This is a genomic window from Streptomyces sp. NPDC030183 (assembly GCF_055573455.1).
This window is the reverse complement of sequence record NZ_JBVIBK010000016.1, coordinates 127,468-142,630: the sequence shown is the minus strand read 5'-3', so window position 1 is coordinate 142,630 and position 15,163 is coordinate 127,468. Positions and strand designations below refer to the sequence as shown.

At 72.3% G+C, this 15,163-nt stretch carries 13 protein-coding genes; 7 read left to right on the top strand and 6 right to left on the bottom strand.

The genetic code is table 11. From position 1 onward, the window contains the following. Positions 1 to 6: 6 nt before the first annotated feature. The 4 genes from ACZ4Z2_RS20710 to ACZ4Z2_RS20695 all read right to left on the bottom strand — a co-directional run bounded on the left by ACZ4Z2_RS20710 (position 7) and on the right by ACZ4Z2_RS20695 (position 3,699). Positions 7 to 567: a 3-phenylpropionate/cinnamic acid dioxygenase subunit beta gene (locus ACZ4Z2_RS20710; protein ID WP_468078021.1), complete on the bottom strand. Its 561-nt coding sequence runs from the start codon at positions 565 to 567 to the stop codon at positions 7 to 9. 185 nt (positions 568 to 752) lie between these two features. Further along, a complete protein-coding gene (locus tag ACZ4Z2_RS20705) occupies positions 753 to 1,967 on the bottom strand; it encodes an NAD(P)/FAD-dependent oxidoreductase (protein WP_468078019.1) in 1,215 nt (404 codons plus the stop codon). Further along, positions 1,964 to 2,311, bottom strand: a complete 348-nt coding sequence (locus ACZ4Z2_RS20700) for a bifunctional 3-phenylpropionate/cinnamic acid dioxygenase ferredoxin subunit (protein ID WP_468078017.1) — start codon at positions 2,309 to 2,311, stop codon at positions 1,964 to 1,966. The genes ACZ4Z2_RS20705 and ACZ4Z2_RS20700 overlap by 4 nt, the downstream gene beginning before the upstream one ends. Beyond that, the gene (locus tag ACZ4Z2_RS20695; RefSeq protein ID WP_468078015.1) at positions 2,308 to 3,699 is read right to left on the bottom strand and encodes an aromatic ring-hydroxylating dioxygenase subunit alpha; all 1,392 of its coding nucleotides are present in this window, start codon (positions 3,697 to 3,699) and stop codon (positions 2,308 to 2,310) included. The genes ACZ4Z2_RS20700 and ACZ4Z2_RS20695 overlap by 4 nt, the downstream gene beginning before the upstream one ends. Before the next feature lie 404 nt (positions 3,700 to 4,103). On the opposite strand from ACZ4Z2_RS20695, the gene ACZ4Z2_RS20690 reads away from it, so the two are divergent. Continuing rightward, entirely contained in the window at positions 4,104 to 4,940 is an 837-nt protein-coding gene (locus ACZ4Z2_RS20690; protein ID WP_468078013.1) for an IclR family transcriptional regulator, read from the top strand. A 15-nt stretch (positions 4,941 to 4,955) separates the two neighbouring features. Here the strand turns inward: ACZ4Z2_RS20690 and ACZ4Z2_RS20685 are convergent, their stop codons facing one another. Continuing rightward, positions 4,956 to 5,558, bottom strand: coding sequence for a helix-turn-helix domain-containing protein (locus ACZ4Z2_RS20685; RefSeq protein WP_468078011.1), 603 nt, complete (start codon positions 5,556 to 5,558; stop codon positions 4,956 to 4,958). Between the two features lie 131 nt (positions 5,559 to 5,689). Then, positions 5,690 to 6,337 (bottom strand): hypothetical protein, encoded by a 648-nt coding sequence (locus tag ACZ4Z2_RS20680; RefSeq protein WP_468078009.1) that lies wholly within the window; start codon positions 6,335 to 6,337, stop codon positions 5,690 to 5,692. Between the two features lie 135 nt (positions 6,338 to 6,472). On the opposite strand from ACZ4Z2_RS20680, the gene ACZ4Z2_RS20675 reads away from it, so the two are divergent. The 6 genes from ACZ4Z2_RS20675 to ACZ4Z2_RS20650 all read left to right on the top strand — a co-directional run bounded on the left by ACZ4Z2_RS20675 (position 6,473) and on the right by ACZ4Z2_RS20650 (position 15,144). Continuing rightward, positions 6,473 to 6,946: an SPW repeat domain-containing protein gene (locus ACZ4Z2_RS20675; RefSeq protein WP_468078007.1), complete on the top strand. Its 474-nt coding sequence runs from the start codon at positions 6,473 to 6,475 to the stop codon at positions 6,944 to 6,946. A gap of 335 nt (positions 6,947 to 7,281) precedes the next feature. Beyond that, positions 7,282 to 8,997, top strand: coding sequence for an aa3-type cytochrome oxidase subunit I (gene ctaD, locus ACZ4Z2_RS20670; RefSeq protein WP_468078005.1), 1,716 nt, complete (start codon positions 7,282 to 7,284; stop codon positions 8,995 to 8,997). Then, the gene (locus tag ACZ4Z2_RS20665; RefSeq protein WP_468078003.1) at positions 8,994 to 9,407 is read left to right on the top strand and encodes a hypothetical protein; all 414 of its coding nucleotides are present in this window, start codon (positions 8,994 to 8,996) and stop codon (positions 9,405 to 9,407) included. The genes ctaD and ACZ4Z2_RS20665 overlap by 4 nt, the downstream gene beginning before the upstream one ends. A gap of 199 nt (positions 9,408 to 9,606) precedes the next feature. Then, positions 9,607 to 10,797, top strand: a complete 1,191-nt coding sequence (locus ACZ4Z2_RS20660; protein ID WP_468078001.1) for a carboxylate-amine ligase — start codon at positions 9,607 to 9,609, stop codon at positions 10,795 to 10,797. 226 nt (positions 10,798 to 11,023) lie between these two features. After that, complete coding sequence (locus ACZ4Z2_RS20655) at positions 11,024 to 12,808, top strand: N-acetylglutaminylglutamine amidotransferase (protein WP_468077999.1); 1,785 nt, start codon at positions 11,024 to 11,026, stop codon at positions 12,806 to 12,808. Beyond that, positions 12,781 to 15,144 (top strand): S9 family peptidase, encoded by a 2,364-nt coding sequence (locus ACZ4Z2_RS20650; RefSeq protein WP_468077997.1) that lies wholly within the window; start codon positions 12,781 to 12,783, stop codon positions 15,142 to 15,144. The genes ACZ4Z2_RS20655 and ACZ4Z2_RS20650 overlap by 28 nt, the downstream gene beginning before the upstream one ends. Positions 15,145 to 15,163: the final 19 nt, after the last annotated feature.

The window sequence follows — 15,163 nt, the reverse complement described above, 5'->3', positions numbered from 1 at the left end:
TCCGGTTCACAGGAAGGTGCTGATGTTCTTGGCGAGCAGGACGTTCTGGTCGAGCAGGATCGTGCGGCGTGCGATCAGCAGGCGTCCGTCGTCCGGGGCGCGGCGCAGCAGGTCGGTGCGACCGCCCGCGTAGAGGTCGACCTCGCGTTCCAGGCGGTTGCGGTAGCAGAGGAAGGACGACTCGGCGATGTACTCGCCCGGTTCGCCGGACGCCTGGATCATGACGTTGGTGATCAGGTGCCGGGTCCGCGACGGCGGGTCCTCCGCCCAGGCCATACCGGAGTCGAACCGGCGTATCCGCCAGGCCAGGCTGGCCTTGGTCTCGTCGAAGATCGCCACCTCGCCGGGCGCCCCGTCGGCCAGGGCCTGCTGACGGCGCAGCCGGTTGGTGCGCACCGGTGCCCAGTAGTGGAGGTCGTCGGTGAACAGCTCCAGCCAGTCCGCGTAGCGGTGCTGGTCGAGGAGTTGCGCCTCGCGACTGTAAAGGCGTTGTGCTTCGAAGTGGAGCCGGACGTCGTCGTACGCACCGGGCGCGTCCGCTGTCTGCTCCTGGGTGTGGGTGCTCATCGATGGGTCCTCCTGCGGGCCGCGCGGGATGAGCTCAATTCCAGCGCGGGGTACGGGGTGCGGGGAGCGGGTGTGCCGGTGGACGGCACGGCGGGGTCCGGCGGCCGCGGGCCCCGCTCGACCCGGCGCGCACGCCCCGGCCGGAGCGGGCCCGGTCGGAGCCGGGCCCCGGCGCCGACGGGTTGTCAGCGCTTGAGCAGACTCCGCAGATCGGTGCTCTCGTCGGCGAGTTCGGCCGGGTCGACGGGGATGCCCCGGTCGACGATCCTGCGGACCACCTTGATGTCGCGGGTGCGGTCGATCGCCGCGGCGGCCACCACTCGTTCGTCGCGCAGGCCGAAGGTGAGGAAGGCGCCGCTTTCGACGGTTCCGCGCAGCACGGTCCGCTCGGCGTCCGCCATGGTGCCGATCGCCTCCAGGCGGGTGCCGTACCGGTCGGACCAGAACCAGGGCGCGCCCGCGTCGGTACCGGGCAGCCCGAGGATGCCGCGCCCTGCGGCCTCGCCGTCGCGCTGGGCGGCCTCCCAGTGTTCGTGCCGTGTCCGCCGGCCGACTCCGCGGGCGACATCACCGATGGCGTAGACGGCGGGGTGCGAGGTGCGCCGGTTGATGTCGACGAGGACGCCGTCGTCGACCCGCAGTCCGGCCGCCTGGGCCAGTTGCGTGGCGGGGCGGATGCCGATGCCGACCACGATCGTGTCGACGGCCACCGTTCCGCCGTACCCGGACAGGCCGAGCACGAACCGCCCCCCTCGGCGCTCGACGCGTTCGACGCCCGCGGTGATCACGTCGATGCCCTCGGCGCGGTGGCGGTCGTGCAGCACCGTCGCGATGTCGTCGCCGACGGCCGCTGCGAGCGGCACCCGGACCGGATCGACGAGGGTGACCCGGCAGCCGAGGGTCATGGCCACGGCGGCGGTCTCGGCGCCGATCAGCCCGGCGCCGACGACGGCCACCCGGGCCCCGGGCAGCAGCCGTTCGCGCAGCCGCAGGGAGTCCTCCCAGGTGCGCAGCAGGCGGATCTCGGGGTCGTCGCCGCCGGGTACGGGCAGCGCGCGGGGCGTGCCGCCGGTGGCCAGCACGATCCGGTCGGCCGTCTCCACCGCGCCGCCGGCCAGTTCGACGCCGCCCGACCGGGGGCGGATCGCCCGCACGACGGTGCCTTCTCGGAGCCGGACGCGCTGGTCGTCGTACCACTGCTCGGGGCGCAGCAGCACGTCCTCGCGGCGGTCCTTGCCGAGCAGGACGTCCTTGCTGAGCGGGGGGCGATCGTACGGCAGGCCCTGCTCGGCCGAGTACAGCACCAGGTCACCGTCGTAGCCATGGGCACGCAGGGTGTCGCAGGCGGAGACGGCGGCGAGTCCGGCGCCGACGACGGCGATCCGCTGGGGCGCCCTCATCCGGTGGCTCCCGTACCGGGGTACACCCAGATCGCGTCGTCGCGGACCTCGACGCGGTGGACGGCGACGGGGAGGGTGGCGGGCATGCACTGCGGCTCGCCGGACTTCAGGCAGAAGCGGGCGGCGTGCAGCGGGCATTCGACCTCGCCGTTCTCCACCCAGCCCTCCGCCAGTGACGCCTGGCCGTGGGAGCAGGTGTCGTCGAGGGCGTAGTAGGCGCCGCCGTCGTGGAAGACGGCGATGTCGGCGCGGTGTCCGGTGGCCTCGGCGGGCACCTTCAGCCCCTCACCGTCCTCGATGTCTCCGACGGCGGCGACCTGGATGCCGGTGGTGGTGTCGCTCATGAGGTGGTGTCCTTCTCGGGCGTCTCGGGTGTCCCGGGGGTCTCGCGTTTCTCGGGCGTCTCGCGTTTCTCGGGCGTCTCGTGCCAGGCGGGGGTGTTCATCAGGTCCCGCCAGCGGGTGTAGAAGCCCCGGGCGGCACCGTCGGAGTAGAGGCGCCCGGTGGTGCCGGGGTGGACCCCGTCCTGCTCCTGGAGCCCCAGTCCCATCTGGTAGTTGAGGGTGATGGAGCCGGACATGAAGCCGTGGGCGGTGGCCTGGCACTCCGACCAGTTCTCGCCGTCGTCCTGCTCGAAGATGCCCGTGGGTCCGAACGTCCGCAGGTTGTACAGCCGTTGGGCGTCCTTGACCTCGTCGGGCATCGACTTGTCGACGAGGGTCCAGGCCCAGACCTCCATCCGGTCGGGCCCCTTGGGGTGCCAGACCCGGATGGAGCCGTTGACCGGGAGGTAGGAGAAGTTGGGGAAGACGGTGGCGTGGCCGGTGGTCATCGGCCCCTCGACCCGGCTGTCGCCGAGCCGTTCGCGCAGCGCGTCGTAGTCGTACCAGTCGTGTACGACCCGGTCGTCGAAGCGGCTCTTGGGATGGACCGGGAAGCCGTGACCGTGACCGAGCGGGTCGGTGTACTGCCGGCCCGGGGTCTGCACGATCTCCGTCTTGGGGCCCCTGCCGTTCGGGGACATGACCATGAGCGCGGAGGCATGCGAGATGTTGACGTGGTACCAGTCGGAGGCGAACTGCTCGGCGGCGAGCTTCCAGTTGCCCTCCAGGACCCACTTGTGGACACCGCCGACGACCTCGGTGCCCTCCGGGTCGCGGTCGAGCATGGCGTCCATGTACCAGGTCATGCCGCCGAGCGCCTCGACGAGCGGGGGCGCCTCGGGGTTCCAGGTGGCGAAGATCAGGCCCTTGTAGGTGTCGAGCTGCGCGACCTCGACCAGACCCCAGCGGTCCTGCTCGAAGTGGTCCGGATAGTCGTCCCGGTTGGGAACGTTGACCAGCTTGCCCGAGGTGTCGTACGACCAGCCGTGGTAGCTGCAGGTGAACGCCTTGGTGGCGCCCGCGTCGGCGCGGCAGACCCGCATGCCGCGGTGGCGGCAGGCGTTGAGGAAGGCACGGATCCTGCGGTCGCGGCCCAGGGAGACGATGACCGGGTCCTCGCCCATGTACGTCGTGAAGAAGTCGCCGGGTTTCCGGAACTGGCTCTCATGGGCGAGGAACAGCCAGCTCGGTGCGAAGACGCGGCGCAGTTCCTGCTGGTACAGGGCCTGGTCGCCGAAGATGGTGCGGTCGACGAGCCCGTTGTCCAGGTCGAAGTACGCGCTCACGTCGACGGACGGGCGCGGGATGCGGGCGAGACGATCCATCGGCCGCTCGGGCGGGGATGTCATCGGTGGACCTCCTCGGCGTGGTTCGGGTCGAGGCGGCGGAGCGATGGGCTCGGTCGCACGGCGGCTGTCCGTTCTGTCGGTTCGTGGTCGGGGGGGCGTCGGGCCGGCTCAGGGGGTGTGGCGCGTGACGGCACGGACATCCGGGGGGCGGCCGGGGCCGGGGGCACCCCCGTGTCGGCCGAAATCCCGTCGTCCCGTGGGTCGTTGGCTGCGGTGATGTCGCGGCACGGGTCCAAGGAGACGCCGGACGGGGAGGTTCGGCCCAGTCGGCGTGCCGGGATACGGCACGCCGAGATGTCCCGGTCGGTGCGCCGTCCGGCCCGTTTACAAGCCCGAAACGGTCTTCTATGTTGGACGTGCGTCCACTTTGATGGCACCATCTGCCACTGTTCCGGGAGCCCCCCATGCCAGTTCACTCCCCCGCGCCCGAGCGCACCGACGCCCTGCCCCCCAGCGCGACCCGGGCCCTGTCGGATCAGCAGACCGCGGTCGACAAGGCGCTCGTCCTGCTCAAGTCGCTCGCCGAACAGGACGGGGAGATCGGGGTGAGCGAGCTGGCCCGCCGCAGCGGCCTCACCAAGTCGACGGCCTTCCGGCTGCTCGGCATACTCCAGCGCAACGACATGGTCGAACGCGTCGGCAGCGACTACCGGCTGGGCACCCAGCTCTTCGACATCGGCACCCGTGTGTACGGGCAGACCTCGCTGCAGTTGCGGGAACGGCTGCTGCCGCACCTCGCGGACCTGTACGTGCTGACGCACGAGACCGTGCACCTCGCGGTGCTGCACAACACGGACATCGTGTACGTCAACAAGATCCACGGACACCGCGCGACCCGCTCGCCCTCCCGCATCGGCGCCCGGCTGCCCGCGTACTGCACCGCCGTCGGCAAGGCCCTGCTGGCCTTCGACCACGATGCCGCGGAGGCCGCGGTGTCGGCGGGGCTGCCGCAGCTGACCGAGTACACCATCACCGACCCCGCGGCCTTTCACGCCGAACTGGGCCACATCCGGCGCACCGGCATCGCGTACGACCGTCAGGAAGCCGCCTACGGCCTCACCTGCGTCGCCGTACCGATCATGGGGCCCGTCGGCAGACCGGTTGCCGCGTTCTCCGTCGCGGGCGCCGAGCACCGCTTCGACCGGGCCCGCTTCGCGCCGGCGCTGCGCAGGGTCGCCTACGAGGCGACGCGGGCCGTCGCGGCGTTCACCAAGGCGCAGCGGGGCACGGCCCTGGTCTGACCGGGGCGGCGCCGGTCAGCGCGGGGCGTCTCCGTGGGTGCGCACGGAGGTCGACGTCCCGGGCTGTACGCGCGGCACACTGACGACGATGTGCACCAGGCTCTCGCCCTCCAGGGACTCGTAGGTGTGGGGGCGGTCGGCCGGATAGCGCACGAAGTCACCGGCGGACAGCTCCACCGGGCTGTCCGCCGGTCCCACCCGCACGCGGCCGCTGATGACGTAGAGGTGCTCCAGCGTGCCGACCGGGTGGGACTCGGCCAGCCGGGTCGCACCGCCCCGTTCCTTGACGCGCACCAGGTAGTTCTCGATGACGCCCGAACCGTAGACGTGGTCGAGGGCCCGGGACGCGTACCCGTCGTGTTCGTTCCAGACGACGTCGGCACCGCGCTGGACCGCCATCACCTGCTCCCGCTCGGCCACCAGCCTGGTCACGGGCACCCCCAGCGCCGTGGAGATCGAGAACAACGTGTCCACCGTGGGATTGCCCGCGCCCTGCTCCAGCTTGGACAACGTCTGCTTGGCGAGCCCGGCCTGCCGGGCCAGCTCGGCCAGGGACAGGCCCCGCTGTTCTCTGAGAAGCCGCACATTCCGCGCGACCACATAGTTTCCTGAGGACACGACACCACTTTAAGCGGGCGAGTCGCCGCTCGGACACCGGTCCGGCGGCACCACCGTCTCGGTCGACGGTGCCGCTCAAGTCGGGGGCGCGGGCGGCCCGAGCAGCGGAAGGAAGGCGCCGGCGCGGCCGGCTACGGTGTCCGGTCCAGGCCCGCGCGTTCCAGTGCCCTGGTCATGGCGGGCCGATCCAGCTCACGCCAGTCGGGTTCGTTGACGAGGGACATCAGCAGGTCGGGCGGGAGCCGGTGGTTCTCGGCGTGCGTCAGCAGGGTCTCGGCGTCATCGGCCGGCAGGGCGCCGTGGTCCTCGTCGCCGATCGTCCTCAGCACGTCCTTCCGGTCCACGAAACGGCTCATGCCGCAGTCGAGTCCGTCGTCATGGAGGGTCGCCGGGTACGGGGCCCGTGCCCAGGCGCCGTTCTCATACCAGTAGACGCAGCCCAGCTGCCAGCCCTTCAGCAGGTCCTGCAGCGACTCGTGCGGGAGCCAGTCGGGGGCGCCGGCGAGCATGTCGACCGGCGGTTCGTGCCACTTGGTCCCGCTCGACTCGTCCTCGCCGTAGAGCACGTACCGCCCCGCGCCGCGCTGTGCGAAGGTCCACCAGGTGCAGCCGGAGTCGTCCAGGTGGAGTCCCTCGTCGTCCACCCAGGTCCCGGTGCGGTGATGGCCCTCCCGCTCGTCCGCCGTGGTGGCCTCCAGCACGGCCACGAGCGACCAGCGCGCCCACAGCACCTCGGCCGGCGGGAGGTCGCCGGGCAGTCCCGGCCGGTTGATGGTCATGGCGTGCCCCCGGGGTCGAACCGATCTTGATCGGGACCAGGCTCTCACGGCCCGGCCGCTCCGCGACCGGCCAGGACGGAGTCGTCGTCGGCCTCGATCGGGGTACTCGCGCAGTCCGGTGGAGGGAGGCCCCCGATGGCAACCACACACGCACCCGACACCGCCCGGACGAGGCAGGACAGTCCACGGCTGAGGCTCATACGGGCACAGCGGCAACAGATCATCGGACTTCTGCTGGTCCTCAGCGCGCTGGTGCTCTTCGTCGCCCCGTGGATCTCCGGCTATCCCGAGACGGCCAAGGACGCGCACCGCAACGAGCTGGCGGTCGGGATCATCGTGCTGCTCATCGCGATGACCCGGTTCCTCAAGTACCCCGGCAAGTGGCCCGATCTGGCCGTGCTCGCGGCGGGCGCCTGGATGATCGCCTCGCCCTGGGTGCTCGACACCCAGCAGACCGAGGTGTTCGACGGCACGCAGGTGACCGATGTCGTCGTGGGTGTCGTGCTGGTGGGCTCGGCGGCCGTGTCGTTGCTGCTGCTGGCGCTGTCGCGGCGGCTGGACGGCCGGGAGCGGGACCGGTCCGCTCCCGGGACGCCCCCTCGGCGATGAGCGGACGACGGCCGGCGTTCCCGCCCGGGGACCCGGCTGTGCCGGGGTCTTCCCCGACGCGCATCCGGTGGGCGGGCGCGGGCCCCACGGTCGCCAGGCACGCCGGTCGCCAGGCATGAACCCCGTGGGGCGGGATCCGCCCGAAGAGATGGATCATTCGGCCATTCGGCTCGGAAACCGGGGCTTTCGGGGCGCGCGTGTGGAACGGCACGACTACTTTCCGCTGGGCTGGTCACACGCGGCGTGACGACACGACCGGCTCCGCGAGGGGCCCGTCCCGGTCGGGCCGCGCCGCCGCAACCGCCCGCACTCCCGTCTGCCGATTGAGGGTTCCGATGGCCACACACACCACCGAACCGGTATCGCCGGTCCCCGCGGTGGAGCGCCGCACCAAGGGACAGGTGGTCGTCTCCTGGCTGACCACGACCGACCACAAGAAGATCGGGCACCTGTACCTGATCACGTCGTTCGGGTTCTTCCTGATCGGCGGGCTGCTCGCGATGGCCATCCGCGCGGAACTGGCCCGGCCGGGGATGCAGGTCCTCTCACAGGAGCAGTACAACCAGGCGTTCACCCTGCACGGCACGGTGATGCTGCTGCTGTTCGCGACGCCGACGTTCGCCGGGTTCGCCAACGCGGTGATGCCGCTCCAGATCGGCGCGCCCGACGTGGCGTTCCCCCGACTGAACATGCTCTCGTACTGGCTGTTCCTCCTCGGCGGCCTGATCGTGGTCAGCAGTGTCTTCACGACCAACGGCGCCGCCGACTTCGGCTGGACCGCCTACACCCCGCTCAGCGGCGGCGAGCGCACCCCGTACGTCGGCGGGGACATGTGGGTCATGGGGCTGGCGCTGGGCGGCTTCGGCACCATCCTGGGCGCGGTCAACTTCATCACCACCATCATCTGCATGCGCGCCCCCGGCATGACGATGTTCCGGATGCCGGTCTTCACCTGGAACGTCCTGCTGACGTCGGTCCTGGTGCTGCTGGCCTTCCCGGTGCTGGCCGCCGCCCTGCTGGTACTGGAGGCGGACCGCAAGTTCGGCGCCCAGGTGTTCGACCCGGAGAACGGCGGGGCGCTCCTCTGGCAGCACCTGTTCTGGTTCTTCGGCCATCCGGAGGTCTACATCCTGGCGCTGCCGTTCTTCGGCGTGATCACCGAGATCATCCCGGTCTTCGCCCGCAAGCCGATTTTCGGGTACATGGGCCTGGTCGGCGCCACCATCGCGATCACCGGCCTGTCCGTGACCGTGTGGGCGCACCACATGTTCGCGACGGGGGCGGTGCTGCTGCCGTTCTTCGCCTTCATGACGTATCTGATCGCGGTTCCCACGGGAGTGAAGTTCTTCAACTGGATCGGCACCATGTGGAAGGGCTCGCTGTCGTTCGAACCACCGATGCTGTGGGCGGCGGGATTCCTGGTCACGTTCCTCTTCGGCGGTCTGACCGGCGTGATCCTCGGCTCGCCCCCGCTGGACTTCCACGTCACCGACAGCTACTTCGTCGTGGCGCACTTCCACTACGTGCTCTTCGGCACGATCGTCTTCGCGATGTTCGGCGGCTTCAGTTTCTGGTGGCCGAAGATGACCGGCACCATGCTCGACCACCGGCTGGAGAAGATCCACTTCTGGACGCTCTTCGTCGGCTTCCACACCACCTTCCTCGTCCAGCACTGGCTGGGCGCCGAGGGCATGCCCCGCCGGTACGCCGACTACCTCGCCGCCGACGGCTTCACCGCCCTCAACACCGTCTCCTCCATCGGCTCCTTCCTGCTGGGCCTGTCGACCCTGCCGTTCCTCTACAACGTCTGGAAGACCGCCAAGATCGGCAAGAGGATCGAGGTCGACGACCCCTGGGGCTACGGCCGCTCCCTGGAATGGGCGACCTCCTGCCCGCCCCCGCGGCACAACTTCGTCACCCTGCCCCGGATCCGCTCCGAGTCCCCCGCCTTCGACCTCCACCACCCGAGGCTCGCGCAGATCGAACAGCAGGCGAACGAGGGGCGGCGGGACGCCGTGGACGCCGAGAGCCACAAGGGCGAGCCGCGGTGAGACACGACCGGCGGACGCCGCCGCACGGCGGATCCGGGAGCGGGCGGCACGACGGGGGGTACGCCAGGGGGTACGACAGCGGGTCGGCCTCGACGGTCGAGGGGTACCTCCTCGCCCATACGCACCGTGAGCAGGCCCGGCGCGAGGCGGAGGACCTGTGCGCCCGGATGCCGTGGCTGACCACCGCCCAGGCGGAGGACGTCACCGCCCACTACCTCAGCCGCCGTATGGACCTCACCTGCCAGATGCTGCTGACCACCGTGGAGCGCGCCGGGCAGCTCCGGGAGGAGTACGAGGCCCGGTACGCCGTGCTCAGGCGCTCCCTGCTGAGACGCCACGCCGCCTGCGCCTGCGCCCTCCTCGCCTGCGCCGCCGGACTGGGGGCGCTCGCGCCGGCTTTCTTCCGCTGAAAGGCGGTACTCCTTCGCCGACGGAGCCGGTTTCGGGCGCCACGAAGCCCGGCCGTACCCGCTCATATGCGCCGCATGCACAACAGACGTGCAAGATCTTGAGGCTTATTAGCACATTTGCCGGGAACCCGTGTGGCGCAACGGTCGCCGCGGGTCTCCTGCCCGGCGGGCGATCTCGGGAACGGAAAAGGGAGAGATCGTGGCCGTTCGGGTTGGCGTTGAGGAAGAGTTCCATGTCCTGGACCTGGAGAGCGGACGGCTCGTCCCGGGCGCGGACGCGCTCCTCGGTCGTCTGCGCAGACCGGGCTTCAAGCCGGAGCTCCAGCGGTCGGCCGTCGAGTGGAACAGCGGAGTGCACACCTCGCTGGAGGCTCTGGGCGCCGACCTGGCCGGGGCCAGGCGGCAGCTCGACGCGGTGGCCGGCCCCCTCGGGCTGGCCGTCGCCGCCGCCGGGACCGTGCCGTTCGCGCGGATGACGCCGGGTGACGCCACCCCGGATCCGCGGTACCGGACCATGGCCGACGCGTACCGGCGGGTCTCCGACGAGCACCTCGTGTGCAGCGCGCAGGTGCACGTCGACGTGCCCGACCGCGACACGGCCGTCCGGATCATGTGCGCCGTCTCGCCCTGGCTGCCCCCGCTGCTGGCGCTCTCCGCCAGCTCACCCTTCTGGCTGGGCGCCGACACCGGGTACGCCAGCTGGCGCACCATGCTGTGGCAGCGCTGGCCCACCGCCGGGCCGGTCGGCTGCTTCGCGTCGGCCGCCGACTACGACGCCGCCGTCGCGGACCTGATGCGGGGCGGGGTGATCAGCGACCCGGGGATGGTCTACTACGACCTGCGGCCCTCGGACCACCAGCGGACCCTGGAGCTGCGGATCTGCGACGCCTGTCCGCGTACCGAGACGGTCGTGCTCATCGCCGGCCTGTTCCGGGCGCTCGTCGAGGACGCGCGGGCCCGCCTGGAACGGGGCGACCAGGTCTGCGACGGCCGGCACGAATGGCTCCGGGCGGCGGTCTGGCGGGCGGCCCGGACGGGGCTGGAAGGCCCTCTGGTCGATCCGGACACCCGGCTCGCCGCGCCCGCCCCCGTCGTCCTGCGCGGCATGCTCCGTCGGCTGCGCCCGGCCCTGGAGGCCGGCGGCGACTGGGAGACCGTGCGCCTGCTCATGACGGAGACCCTCGCCCGGGGCAGCGCCGCCCACCGGCTGCGCCGGGTCGCGGAGGTCCACGGTCTGCGCGCCGCCGTGGAGACGGTGGTCGCGGAGACCCGCGGCGACCGGGGCGCGCGCCCCGCGCCCGCCCCGGTGGGGCGGCCCGTCGCGGCGGCCGGTACGACGACGGTGCGGGAGCCCCTGGCGCCGGGCCCAGTGGAAGCCATCGGGGGCTGAACCGCGCAGCCATGCGGAAAGGCAGTCCCCGGCCCGCGCCCCGTCACGGGGGCGCCTCCCCCCGGAGCGGTCGTGGTCCGCTCCCGGGCGCCGGGGCCGCCTGCGATCAAGGAGAGTTCGACATGCCCACCAGCAAGACCGATACCGATCAGACCGGGTGGCGCTGTACCGGCGCGCACTCGTCGCCGGGCACGACCGGCGTCACTCCGCGAGGGGGTGCGGCCTGATGTGCGGTCTCAGCGGAGAGATCCGTTTCGACGGCGGACGGCCGGACCTGGCGGCCGTGGAGCGCATGACCGACCGGCTGGCCGCCCGTGGACCGGACGGCAGGGGCGTCTGGTCGCAGGGCGCCGTCGCCCTGGGGCACCGCCGACTGAAGATCATCGACCTGTCCGAGTGCGGGGCCCAGCCGATGGCCGACTCCGCCGGCCGGATCACCGGTGTCTTCAACGGCTGTGTCTACAACTACAAGGAACTCCGCGAGGAACTGCGCGGACTCGGCCACCGCTTCTTCTCCGACTCCGACACCGAGGTCGTGCTCAAGGCGTACCAGCAGTGGGGCACCGACTGCGTCGACCGCTTCTACGGCATGTTCGCCTTCGTCATCGTCGACCAGGACACCGGGCGGGTCGTCCTCGGCCGGGACCGCCTCGGCATCAAGCCGCTGTACCTGGCCCGGTCGGCGGGGCGGCTGCGCTTCGCCTCCTCGCTGCCGGCCCTGCTGGCGGGCGGCGGCGTCGACACCTCCCTCGACCCCGTGGCGCTGCACCAGTACATGAGCTGGCACGCCACGGTGGCCGCGCCCCGCACCGTCCTCAACGGGGTGCGGAAGTTGCCCGCGGCCACCGTGCGGGTCGTCGAGCCCGACGGCAGCGAGCGGGACATCCGGTACTGGCAGCCGTCGTACAGCCGTGACCCCGAGCACGCGCGGCTCGGCGCGGACGACTGGCGCGACGCGGTGCTCGACGCGCTGCGCACCGCCGTCCGCCGCCGCATGGTCGCCGACGTGCCCGTGGGCGTCCTGCTGTCGGGCGGCCTGGACTCCAGCCTGATCGTGGCGCTGCTGGCGGACGAGGGGCAGACGGACCTCTCCACGTTCAGCGTGGGGTTCGAGTCCGAGGGCGGGGTCGAGGGCGACGAGTTCCACTACTCCGATCTGGTCGCCCGGCGCTTCGGCACGGACCACCATCAGCTGATGGTGCCCTCGGACCGGGTGTCGACGGCGCTGGACGCGGCGGTCGAGGCGATGAGCGAGCCGATGATCAGCCATGACGTGGTCGCCTTCCATCTGCTGTCCGAGCAGGTGGCCAAGGAGGTCAAGGTCGTCCAGAGCGGGCAGGGCGCCGACGAGGTCTTCGCCGGCTACCACTGGTACCCGGACATGGCCGCCGTCCCCAGAGAGCGGGCCCACGAAGCGTACGTCGACACGTACTTCGACCGCTCGCACGGCGATCTCACCGGGATCGTCCAGCCGCACATGCTGCCCGACCACGATGTGTCCGGCCGCTTCGTGCGGGAGCACATGGCGCGGCCGGGCGCCGAGACGGCCCTGGACGCGGCGCTGCGGCTCGACGCCGAGGTGATGCTGGTCGACGACCCGGTCAAGCGGGTCGACAACATGACCATGGACTGGGGTCTGGAGGCCCGGGTGCCGTTCCTCGACCACGAGCTCGTGGAGCTGGCCGCCCTGTGCCCGCCGGAGCTGAAGCTCGCGGACGGGGGCAAGGGAGTCCTCAAGGCCGCGGGCCGGAAGGTACTGCCCAGGGAGGTCGTCGACCGGCCCAAGGGCTACTTCCCCGTCCCGGCGATCATGCACATGGCGGGTCCGGTACTCGACCGGGTGACCGAGGCCCTGTCGGCCCCCGAGGCCACCTCGCGCGGTGTTTTCGAGGAGGCGTACGTGGCCAAGCTGCTGTCGGCGCCCGACGAGCACCGCACCAGGCGTGGGGCGAACGCCCTGTGGCAGGTAGCTTTGCTGGAGATATGGCTGCAAACGCACGGAATCAGCTGACCGGGGCGTCGGGGAGCACACCCCCGCGCCCGACCACGGCAGCCCCGTCGGACCCGCCCGCGGCGCCCCCCTTCGGCGTCCGCGCCGGTGAGGACGTCCTCGACGGGGTGCCGTGGCTGCCCCTGGACCACGGTGCCGCGCCCCCCGCCACCGTGACGCCGGCCGTCGCCGCGGTGACCCCGGCCGCCGCCGGGCGGGCCGGGGCGTTCGCCCTCGCGCCCCCGGCGTCGACGGCCCCCGTGCCGGTGCCGCTGCCGGAGACCGCCGGGACGCGGGACACCCCGCAGCCGCTGCGGTCCCACGGCTGCTGGTACCCCTCGGTGGACCCCACCGGCCAACACGTCGCGTTCATCTGCGACCGGGGCGGGGTGCCGCAGCTGTGGACCGGTCCGGTCGACGGACACGAGGTCCACCTGCTGGACTCCGACCCCCACCCGGTCAAGGAGGTGGCCTGGTCCCCGGACGGCCGCTGGATCGCCTACACCACCGCCCCCGGCGGCGGGGAACACACCCGGGTGCTGTGTGTACGACCCGACGGCACCGGGCGGCGCGTCCTCGCCGGCGCCGAACCCGGCAGCTCCGCGTACCTGGGCTGCTGGCAGCACGACGGGTCGGCGGTGGCCGTCACCGTCGCAGAGCCGGTCCTCCTGCCGGGCGGGGCCGACACGGAGGAGTCGGCCGCCCGCGCGGAACCGGGCCTCGCCGATCCACTCTCGTACACGCAGGCCCGTCCGCCCGGCTGGGCCGTGCGGGACGGCCGGGCCGTGCTGCTGGGCGGCCCGCACTACGGCGGCGCCGGGCCCGCCGCCCATCTCGCCGAGCGCGAGGGCGGGACCGCCCGTGAGCACGACCGGGGGACCGACCAGGACGGGGCGGCCCCCGGCGGTCTCGCCGCCTACCTCGTCGACCCCACGGGCGCGGCGGCGCCCGTGCTGCTGGCGGTGGAACGCGGTGCCGCCACGCTGCGGGTGTGCGACCTCAGCCAGGACGGCCGGCTGGCCCTGGTGCGCCGGGGTCCGCGCGGCCGCCGCGAAGCCCTCGTCGTGCGCACCTCCGACCTGCGGACCACGTTCGCGCTGCCGGTCGCGGACGGAGATCCGTGGATCGGCCGTTTCTCCCCCGACGCCACGACGCTGTGGCTGCGCAGCGACGCGGCCCGGGAGTTCGCCGCGCTGCTCGCCGTGCGGCTGGCGCCCGGCGGCGAGCAGGAGGGGATCACCGTCACCGCGGAGCGCGAGGGATGCGGCCTGGAACTGCTGACGTTCGGCCACGACGGGTCCACCGCGGCCCTGGCCTGGAACGTGCGGGGGGCCACCGAGCTGGAGGTCACCGCCGTCACGGCGGCCGGGGGCGACGCGGCGGTGGGGGTGCGCCGCTCGGTGTCGCTGCCGCACGAGGTCGTGACCCGGATGGCGCGGGCCGGCGGGGGCTCGGAACTGGTGCTGGCGCTGTCCGGGTCGCAGCGGCGGCCCGGTGTGTGGTGGCTCTCCGAGGGCGCCGCGCGGCGCACCGAGTGGTCGTCGCGCGACGAGGACGCGGTGCCGCCCGGCCGTGCGCCGGTGCGTCCCGTGCCGCTGCGGCCGGTCGCGCGCGACGGGCTGCCGCTGAGCGGCTGGTACTACCGGGCGCCGGGCCGGGCGCCCGGGCAGCCGGCGCCCTGTGTGATCCATCTGCACGGCGGTCCCGAGGAGCAGGAACGGCCCGTGTTCAACCCGCTGTACCACGAGCTGTCGGGCCGGGGGCTCGACATCTTCGCCCCGGACGTGCGCGGCTCCTCCGGGCACGGCCGGTCGTACGTCGACGCCGACCTCGGCACGGGACGGTTCGCCGCGATCGAGGACGTCGCCGACTGCGCGGCGCACATCGTGGAGGCCGGGCTCGCCGATCCGCGGCGGCTGGCCGTCATGGGCCGCTCGTACGGCGGCTATCTGGTGATGGCCTCGCTCGTGTGGCATCCGGAGCTGTTCCGCACGGGTGTCGCGGCGTGCGGCATGTCGGACTTCGCGACGTTCTACGCCGGTACCGAGCCGTGGATCGCGGAGTCGGCCGCGCACAAGTACGGCCATCCGGAACACGACCGGGAGCTGCTGCACGCGCTGTCCCCGATGACCCGGATCGACGCGCTGCGGGTGCCGCTCCTCGCCGTCCACGGCGAGCACGACACGAACGTGCCGGTCGGCGAGTCCGAGCAGTTCGTGCGCGCGGCCCGCGAGCGGGGTCTGGAGGCCGAGCTGCTGTTGCTGCGCAACGAGGGCCATGACTTCCTGCGCGCCGACAGCAGGCGGATCTTCCGCCGTACCGCGGCCGACTGGATCGAGCGCCACATCGCGCGGTGACCCGGAGCCGCCCCGCCAG